Source organism: Pseudomonas sp. NBRC 111124 (genome assembly GCF_001320245.1).
GTDB lineage: Bacteria > Pseudomonadota > Gammaproteobacteria > Pseudomonadales > Pseudomonadaceae > Aquipseudomonas.
In genome coordinates this window covers 239814-247806 of the sequence record NZ_BCBA01000007.1, presented here as the reverse complement: position 1 = coordinate 247806, position 7993 = coordinate 239814, and the positions used below count along the sequence as shown (strand labels likewise).

General features: G+C 63.1%; 8 protein-coding genes. 6 read left to right on the top strand and 2 right to left on the bottom strand.

What is annotated here, in order from left to right; all coding sequences use genetic code 11:
* Positions 1–22: 22 nt before the first annotated feature.
* Complete coding sequence (locus APH28_RS04800) at positions 23–979, bottom strand: zinc ABC transporter substrate-binding protein (RefSeq protein ID WP_082432261.1); 957 nt, start codon at positions 977–979, stop codon at positions 23–25.
* Between the two features lie 18 nt (positions 980–997).
* Here APH28_RS04800 and zur point away from each other — a divergent pair, with 18 nt between their 5' ends.
* The 4 genes from zur (at position 998) to APH28_RS04780 (ending at position 3862) form a co-directional block, all read left to right on the top strand.
* Positions 998–1483 (top strand): zinc uptake transcriptional repressor Zur, encoded by a 486-nt coding sequence (zur, locus tag APH28_RS04795; RefSeq protein WP_060507831.1) that lies wholly within the window; start codon positions 998–1000, stop codon positions 1481–1483.
* The gene (gene znuC, locus APH28_RS04790) at positions 1480–2253 is read left to right on the top strand and encodes a zinc ABC transporter ATP-binding protein ZnuC (RefSeq protein ID WP_060507830.1); all 774 of its coding nucleotides are present in this window, start codon (positions 1480–1482) and stop codon (positions 2251–2253) included. Before zur ends, znuC begins: the two co-directional genes overlap by 4 nt.
* A complete protein-coding gene (gene znuB / locus APH28_RS04785; RefSeq protein ID WP_060507829.1) occupies positions 2246–3028 on the top strand; it encodes a zinc ABC transporter permease subunit ZnuB in 783 nt (260 codons plus the stop codon). The genes znuC and znuB overlap by 8 nt, the downstream gene beginning before the upstream one ends.
* Positions 3029–3154: 126 nt before the next feature.
* Positions 3155–3862, top strand: coding sequence for a PA5502 family lipoprotein (locus APH28_RS04780; protein ID WP_060507828.1), 708 nt, complete (start codon positions 3155–3157; stop codon positions 3860–3862).
* Between the two features lie 46 nt (positions 3863–3908).
* Here the strand turns inward: APH28_RS04780 and katE are convergent, their stop codons facing one another.
* Entirely contained in the window at positions 3909–6038 is a 2130-nt protein-coding gene (gene katE / locus APH28_RS04775; protein WP_060507827.1) for a catalase HPII, read from the bottom strand.
* Positions 6039–6263: 225 nt separating this feature from the next.
* On the opposite strand from katE, the gene APH28_RS04770 reads away from it, so the two are divergent.
* A complete protein-coding gene (locus APH28_RS04770; RefSeq protein ID WP_060507826.1) occupies positions 6264–7271 on the top strand; it encodes a methionine ABC transporter ATP-binding protein in 1008 nt (335 codons plus the stop codon).
* A complete protein-coding gene (locus APH28_RS04765; RefSeq protein ID WP_060507825.1) occupies positions 7271–7942 on the top strand; it encodes a methionine ABC transporter permease in 672 nt (223 codons plus the stop codon). Before APH28_RS04770 ends, APH28_RS04765 begins: the two co-directional genes overlap by 1 nt.
* The last annotated feature ends 51 nt before the right edge of the window (positions 7943–7993 follow it).

Here is a 7993-nt window from a genome sequence, read left to right as displayed (position 1 = left end):
CCTACAAGGACCGTGCCTCGCCTTAGAGTTGTTCCAGGCAGCCCGCGAGGTCACCACCGAGCTTCTCGAGCAGGCGCTCATAACCCTTGGCATCCACCGGGTCGGAGCCGCCCAGGGCATCCAGTTCGGCCAGACGCACCGGCAGCCCGGCCGTCAACGTCTCGGCCAGACGCGGCCGCAGTGGCGGCTCGCTGAACACACAGGTCTTGCCCACTTCTTGCAGGCGTTTGCGCATCGCGGCCACATGCTGCGCGCCCGGCTGCACCTCGGACGCCACACTGAACACGCCGGTGTGCTGCAGGCCATAGGCCGACTCGAAGTAGTCGAACGCCTCATGGAACACGAAATAAGGCTTGCCGGCGATCCCGGCTACCCGCGCCTTGATCCGCCCATCCAGCGCATCCAGGCGATCAGTGAAGGCCTTCAGGTTGCTCTGGTAGCGCGCGGTATTGGCCGGGTCGGCCACTGCCAGGTCAGCCGCCATCTTCGCTGCAATGACCCGGGCGTTGACCGACGACAGCCACAGGTGCGCATCCAGGCTGCCTGGGCGGTGATCGTGGTCGTGGTCGTCCTGGCCAGCTTCCTCATGGGAATGGCTGTCCTCGCCAAAGTGGCGCAGCTTCATGCCCGAAAGTGACTGCACGGCCACCGTTGGCTTGCTGCGGCTACCCAGCACCCGTGGCAGGAAGCTCTCCATGTCCGGGCCGATCCAGTACAGCAGGTCGGCGTCGCCGACCTTGCGCACGTCGGAGGGGCGCAGGGCGTAGTGGTGCGGCGAAGCGCCCGGCGGCAACAGCACGTCGGGGTTGCCCACGCCATCCTGCACAGCGGCAGCAATCTGCTGCAGGGGTTTGATACTGGTCAGCACACGCACGTCAGCCTGTGCCGAGCAGGCGATGAAAGCGACAAAAAGCACCAGGAATCGGGACACGATGAATACTCGACTCGTCAGAAACAGGTAACATAATAACGTCTCCATCCAGAACCGTCGCTGCCCATGTCCATCACGCCGCTGGCTCACCGTCCCCACGATCATTCCCATTGCGTGCACAGCGCCTTGTCCGAAGCCGATGCCCTGTGCACGCGCCAGGGCCTGCGCCTGACCGCACTGCGCCGGCGTGTGCTGGAGCTCGTGTGGCAGAGCCACAAGCCGCTGGGCGCCTACGACATCCTTGCCGTGCTCAGCGAACAGGATGGCCGCCGCGCCGCCCCGCCGACCGTGTACCGCGCCCTTGATTTCCTGCTGGAAAACGGCCTGGTGCACCGCATTGCCTCGCTCAACGCCTTCATCGGCTGCAGCCACCCGGAGCATGCGCACCAGGGCCAGTTCCTGATCTGCCGTGTATGCCATGTGGCTATCGAGCTGGAGCAGGACAGCATCAGCGACGCCATCATCAGCAGCGCCAAGGGCGTGGGCTTCAGCGTCGAAACCCAGACCGTGGAAATTGTCGGCCTGTGCGCCAATTGCCGGAGCGCAGCATGAGCGACGCCCTGATCCGCCTCGAGCAGGTCGGCGTCAGCTTTGGTGGTGAAGCAGTGCTCGACAGCATCGACCTCGCGGTGGCGCCCGGCCAGATCGTGACCCTGATCGGCCCCAACGGTGCCGGCAAGACCACCCTCGTGCGCGCCGTGCTCGGTCTGCTCAAGCCGCATCGCGGCAAGGTCTGGCGCAAGCCGAAGCTGCGCATCGGCTACATGCCACAAAAAATCCAGGTAGACGCCACGCTGCCGCTGTCGGTGCTGCGCTTCTTGCGTCTGGTGCCCGGCGTAGACCGCGCGACTGCCCTGTCGGCACTACAGGAAGTGGGTGCCGAGCAAGTCATCGACAGCCCGATCCAGACAATTTCCGGCGGTGAGATGCAGCGCGTGCTGCTGGCTCGGGCGCTGCTGCGCGAGCCGCAACTGCTGGTGCTCGACGAGCCCGTGCAGGGTGTCGACGTGGTCGGCCAGACCGAGCTGTACAACCTGATCACCCGTCTGCGCGACCGCCACGGCTGCGGCGTGCTGATGGTTTCCCACGACCTGCATCTGGTGATGAGCGCTACCGACCAGGTGGTCTGCCTGAACCGCCACGTGTGCTGCTCAGGCCACCCGGAGCAAGTCAGCAACGACCCGGCCTTTGTCGAGTTGTTCGGCCAGAACGCCCCGAGCCTGGCTGTTTATCACCACCACCACGACCACAGCCACGACCTGCACGGCTCGGTCGTCGCACCTGGCGCCCATGTTCACGGAGAGCACTGCAAGCATGGCTGATTTTCTTCTTTACGCCTTGCTTGCGGGTTTATCCCTGGCAGTGGTCGCGGGGCCGCTCGGCTCGTTCGTGGTGTGGCGGCGCATGGCCTACTTCGGCGACACCCTGTCCCACGCCGCGCTGCTGGGCGTGGCCATGGGCTTCGTGCTGGATGTCAGCCCGGCCCTGGCGGTGACCGTGGGCTGCCTGCTGCTGGCGATCCTGCTGGTAACCTTGCAGCAACGCCAACCGCTGGCCTCCGACACCCTGCTCGGCATCCTCGCCCCCAGCACCCTGTCGCTGGGCTTGGTGGTGCTGAGCTTCATGCATGACGTACGCATCGACCTGATGGCTTACCTGTTCGGCGACTTGCTGGCCATCAGCACCACCGACTTGGCCTGGATCCTGGGTGGCAGCGCGCTGGTGCTGCTACTGCTTGCCGCGTTGTGGCGGCCGTTGCTGGCGATCACCGTGCATGAGGAACTGGCCATGGTCGAAGGCCTGCCGGTGGCCGGCTTGCGCCTGGCGCTGATGCTACTGATCGCCGTGGTGATCGCCGTGGCCATGAAGATCGTCGGCGTGCTGTTGATCACCTCGTTGCTCATCATTCCCGCCGCCGCCGCGCAGCGTCACGCCCGCTCGCCAGAGCAAATGGCACTGGCCGCTACGCTGATCGGCATAACCTCGGTGTGCGGTGGCCTGGCCATGTCCTGGTTCAAGGACACACCGGCCGGGCCATCGATCGTGGTCTGCGCGGCGGTGCTATTCTTGATGAGCCTGGCCCTGCCAAAACGCTGAACACAGGGGGCACGCAGGTGCGCCCTGCAACCTTTTCACGGGTAAAGGGTCTGTAAGACTTATTTTCGAGCGTGCGCACCTGGGTGTAGACTTGCTCGCTTTTTGCGCAAATAGAGAGTCGCAGGAATGAAGCCGTTCGCATCCCGTTATCTGCTTGTTGCCGCGTTTTCCCTGTTCCTGGCCGCGTGTTCTAGCGCACCGGTAGAGCAGGCCGATGCACCTGCCCAAGCCGATGCCTGGCAGCAGCTGCAACAGAGTATCGCCAGCAATGAGCTGGCCACCGCCGAGGACCAGCTGGCCACCTTGCAGGCGCAGTCACCTGATGACGCTCGTCTGGAGCAGAACCAGCGTCAGTTGGCCGAGGCCTATCTGAAACGCAGCCAGGTCGTGCTGCAGAAGGGCGACGTCAACGCTGCCGCCACCGCGCTGGCCAGGGCCCGTGCGTTGATGCCGCAGGCTCCGGCAGTAACCGGTGGCGATGCAGTGACCCTGGCGCGCAAGGCCGAGCTGGAGAAGGCAGAAGCGGCCTTGAAGGCTGCCGAAGCCAAGCCGCAGGCGCGGGTCATCGACCCGACGGCGCCGAGCACGGTGATTGCGCTGAAAACCACCGACATTCAGGCGATGCGCCGCCAGCTCGACGAGATTGCCAAGGACGTGGTCAATTACCAGTGCGAAGTAGTGTTCCAGGTGCCGCGCACCCAAGATGCGCCTTGGCTGAAGAGCCTGCTGGAGAAACGCGTGCACAAGCTCGACAGCGGGTTCAAGTTGAAGCAAAAGCATGAGATTCAGCGCTCGATGCCGGCGCAGGTGGTACTGGTTCCGCATCAGCGCTGAACACTTCGCGGGCGATTCGAAGCATCGAACCGCCCGCGAAGGGCCTTCAGGCAGGCACCGCCTCTGCGGCAGCCTCCCGTTCCCACACCCGGTGCCCCTCGACTGCTTTGACAAAGGCATCCACTGTCTTCTGGTCATCCCCCAGCAGCAACCCCTTGTCTTCCTTGAGCCCCAGACTGCTCAACAGGTCCTGGGTCAACACCATCGCCTTCAGATGCTTGTAGCCTTCCAACAGGAAGTGCTTCGCCAGCCCGCTTGAAGCCAAGGCCTTGTCCACCCCCTTGGGTACGACAACGCCGTCGAACATGATCGACGGCATGCCCTCCATCGACGCATCGACCGCCAATGCTTTGCCATCCGCCGCCTTCACCGGCGCCGAAGTCGGCCCCAGGAGCATTGGCCTGGCACTCTTGGCTTCCAGCGCCTTGACCAGCTTGTCGACGCTCGTGCCATCCACGCCATCGGCTACCAGCACCGCGATCTTGCGTCCCTTGATACCGACTACACTTGGATGGTTCATCTGGCTCAAGGCCGGCGACTTCGCCAGTTGGCTACCCTTGACTTGTACCGTACCGGCTTTGGGTGCCGGTAAGCCGAGGTTGGCAGCGACCGCGGCAGCCAGCTTGAGGTCGATGTTGGCCAGGATCTCATTCACTTGGCGCGCGCGAATGTGCTCACGCTCCACCTTGCCCAGCTCGAAGCTGTAGGCCTTGATGATGTGCTGTTGCTCGGTCGGGCTCATGCTCTGGAAGAACAGCCGCGCCTGGGAGAAGTGATCACCGAACGACTCGCTGCGCTGGCGGATCTTGTGCGCGTCGATGCGTTCCTGATAACTCTCGAAGCCCCCATCCTGAGCCGCTGGAGGCGTCTCTTTCGGCCAGCCGCCGTCGATCGAATTGGGCTCATAGGAAGCACGCCCCTTGTGCACCACATGCTGATGCAGCGCATCACGCTGGTTGTTGTGGTTCGGCGCAACGGGCTGGTTGATTGGGATCTGGTGGAAATTCGGTCCGCCAAGACGGCTGATCTGCGTATCGGTGTAGGAAAACAGCCGGCCCTGCAGCAACGGGTCATTGGTGAAGTCGATCCCCGGCACGATATGGCCAGGACAGAAAGCAACCTGCTCAACCTCGGCGAAGAAGTTGTCCGGATTGCGGTTGAGCACCATCTTGCCCAGCGGCGTAACCGGCACCAGCTCTTCGGGAATGATCTTGGTCGGGTCGAGCAGGTCGAAGTCGAACTTGTGTTCATCCGCCTCCGGCACGATCTGCACGCCCAATTCCCATTCCGGATAATCGCCCGTCTCAATGGCTTCCCACAGGTCCCGGCGCTGGAAGTCGGTGTCTTTGCCTGCGAGTTTCTGGGCCTCGTCCCACAAAAGAGAGTGCACGCCCTGGCGCGGCTTCCAGTGGAACTTGACGAAATTCGCCACGCCTTCGGCATTGATCAGGCGGAAGGTATGCACGCCAAAGCCTTCCATCATCCGCAGGCTGCGGGGGATGGCGCGGTCGGACATGGCCCAGATGACCATGTGTGCCGATTCGGGCACCAGCGAGACGAAGTCCCAGAAGGTATCGTGAGCCGAACCGCCCGTGGGGATTTCATTGTGCGGCTCAGGTTTTACCGCATGGACGAAGTCCGGAAACTTGATGGCATCCTGGATGAAAAAGACCGGCATGTTGTTACCCACCAGGTCGAAATTGCCTTCATCCGTATAGAACTTCACCGCAAACCCGCGTACGTCGCGCACGGTATCGCCGGACCCGCGTGGGCCTTGCACGGTCGAGAAGCGCACGAATACTGGGGTGATTTTTTCAGGGTCCTGCAGGAAGCCCGCCTTGGTCAGCTCGGCGTGGTTGCCATAGCTCTGGAAATAACCATGGGCACCCGTGCCCCGGGCGTGCACGATACGCTCCGGGATGCGCTCGTGGTCGAAGTGGGTGATCTTCTCGCGCATGATGAAGTCTTCAAGCAGCGAGGGGCCACGCGGCCCGGCCTTGAGCGTGTTCTGGTTATCGGCGATGCGCACGCCCTGGTTGGTACGCAGCGCCTGGCCGGTCGCATCACTGCGATTCTGTTCCAAGGCCTGCAACTTGCGATTGGTATTGGCCCGATCGGGCGTGTCGGTACCGGCGAGCTGGCTCTGTTTCGGCGAATCCGGTTTCTTGCTGGGCATCACGGCTCTCCTTATCAGTCTTCAGGCGTGCCCCTGTCGGGCTTGTGCAAGTAGTGACCGAAGGGCTTTGTCGAGCGTTCAATCAGAATTACCGGTTGTCGCGATATGCCCGAAGGATTGGTGCATTACGAAATAAATGCTAAGAACAGCTATGGGAAAAGGCTAAAATGCGCGACCCCAGCTAACCGCTGACCCAAATTCCATGCGCCCCACAAGGTTCGCTACGTGATCGAGTTCCAACAGGTACACAAGACCTACCGCGTCGCCGGTAGGGAAATCCCCGCACTGAATCCGACCAGCCTGACCATCGAAGACGGCCAGGTGTTCGGCCTGATCGGCCATTCCGGCGCCGGCAAGAGCACCATGCTGCGCCTGATCAACCGCCTCGAAGAGCCTTCCGGCGGCACGATCATCGTCGATGGCGAAGACGTCACCGCGTTCAACGCCAGCCAGCTGCGCAGCTTCCGCCAGCAAGTCGGTATGATCTTCCAGCACTTCAACCTGCTGGCGTCCAAGACCGTCGCCGACAACGTCGCCCTGCCACTGACCCTGGCCGGCGAGCTGTCGCGCAGCGAGATCGACAAGCGTGTCACCGAGTTGCTGGCCCGTGTCGGCCTGCAAGACCATGCGAAGAAGTACCCAGCGCAGCTTTCTGGCGGCCAGAAGCAGCGTGTCGGCATCGCTCGCGCCCTGTCGACCAACCCGAAGATCCTGCTCTGCGACGAAGCCACCAGCGCCCTCGACCCGCAGACCACCGCGTCGGTGCTGCAGCTGCTGGCCGAGATCAACCGTGAACTGAAGCTGACCATCGTGCTGATCACCCACGAAATGGACGTGATCCGCCGCGTTTGCGACCGTGTGGCGGTGATGGATGCCGGCCATATCGTCGAGCAAGGCTCGGTGGCGGACGTGTTCCTGCACCCGCAGCACCCGACCACCAAGCGTTTCGTCCAGGAAGACGAGCAGGTCGACGAAGGCGAGCAGCGCGACGACTTCGCCCACGTGCCAGGCCGCATCGTGCGCCTGACCTTCCAGGGCGACGCCACCTACGCGCCGCTGCTGGGCACCGTGGCCCGCGAAACCGGTGTGGATTACAGCATCCTCGCCGGGCGTATCGACCGCATCAAGGATGTCCCCTATGGCCAGCTCACCCTCGCCCTGATCGGCGGTGACATGGAAGCGGCGTTCGCCCGCTTCAAGGCAGCTGACGTACATATGGAGGTACTGCGTTGATGGACGCCCTGAATTTCTTCGCCAACGTCGACTGGACCGAGATCTGGCTGGCCACCGTCGATACCATGATCATGCTGTTCGGCTCGCTGTTCTTCACCGTGCTGCTCGGCCTGCCAGTGGGCGTGCTGCTGTTCCTCTGCGGGCCGAAGCAGATGTTCGAACAGAAGGGCGTGTATGCGCTGCTATCGCTGGTGGTCAACATCCTGCGCTCGCTGCCGTTCATCATCCTGCTGATCGTGATGATCCCGTTCACCGTGCTGATCACCGGCACCTCGCTGGGTGTCGCCGGCGCTATCCCGCCACTGGTGGTCGGTGCCACGCCGTTCTTCGCGCGCCTGGTGGAAACTGCCCTGCGTGAGGTGGACCGCGGCATCATCGAGGCTACCCAGTCGATGGGCGCCACCACGCGCCAGATCATCACCAGCGCACTGCTGCCGGAAGCGCGCCCAGGCATCTTTGCGGCGATTACCGTTACCGCCATCACCCTGGTGTCGTACACCGCCATGGCCGGTGTGGTCGGCGCTGGCGGCCTGGGCGACCTGGCCATCCGCTTCGGCTACCAGCGTTTCCAGACCGACGTGATGGTGGTGACCGTGGTGCTGTTGCTGGTACTGGTTCAAGTCCTGCAGAGCGTGGGCGACAAACTGGTCGTGCATTTTTCCCGTAAGTAACCCCAATGGGGTCGGCCCGGCCGACCCGTTAGGGGGCCGTCGCGGCCCTCA

Bases quoted from the DNA above. Each gene is read 5' to 3' on its own strand.
- APH28_RS04765 (WP_060507825.1), top strand. From the start codon at position 7,271: ATGGACGCCCTGAATTTCTTCGCCAACGTCGACTGGACCGAGATCTGG.
- APH28_RS04780 (WP_060507828.1), top strand. From the start codon at position 3,155: ATGAAGCCGTTCGCATCCCGTTATCTGCTTGTTGCCGCGTTTTCCCTG.
- katE (WP_060507827.1), bottom strand. From the start codon at position 6,038: ATGCCCAGCAAGAAACCGGATTCGCCGAAACAGAGCCAGCTCGCCGGT.
- znuC (WP_060507830.1), top strand. From the start codon at position 1,480: ATGAGCGACGCCCTGATCCGCCTCGAGCAGGTCGGCGTCAGCTTTGGT.
- znuB (WP_060507829.1), top strand. From the start codon at position 2,246: ATGGCTGATTTTCTTCTTTACGCCTTGCTTGCGGGTTTATCCCTGGCA.
- zur (WP_060507831.1), top strand. From the start codon at position 998: ATGTCCATCACGCCGCTGGCTCACCGTCCCCACGATCATTCCCATTGC.
- APH28_RS04800 (WP_082432261.1), bottom strand. From the start codon at position 979: ATGGAGACGTTATTATGTTACCTGTTTCTGACGAGTCGAGTATTCATC.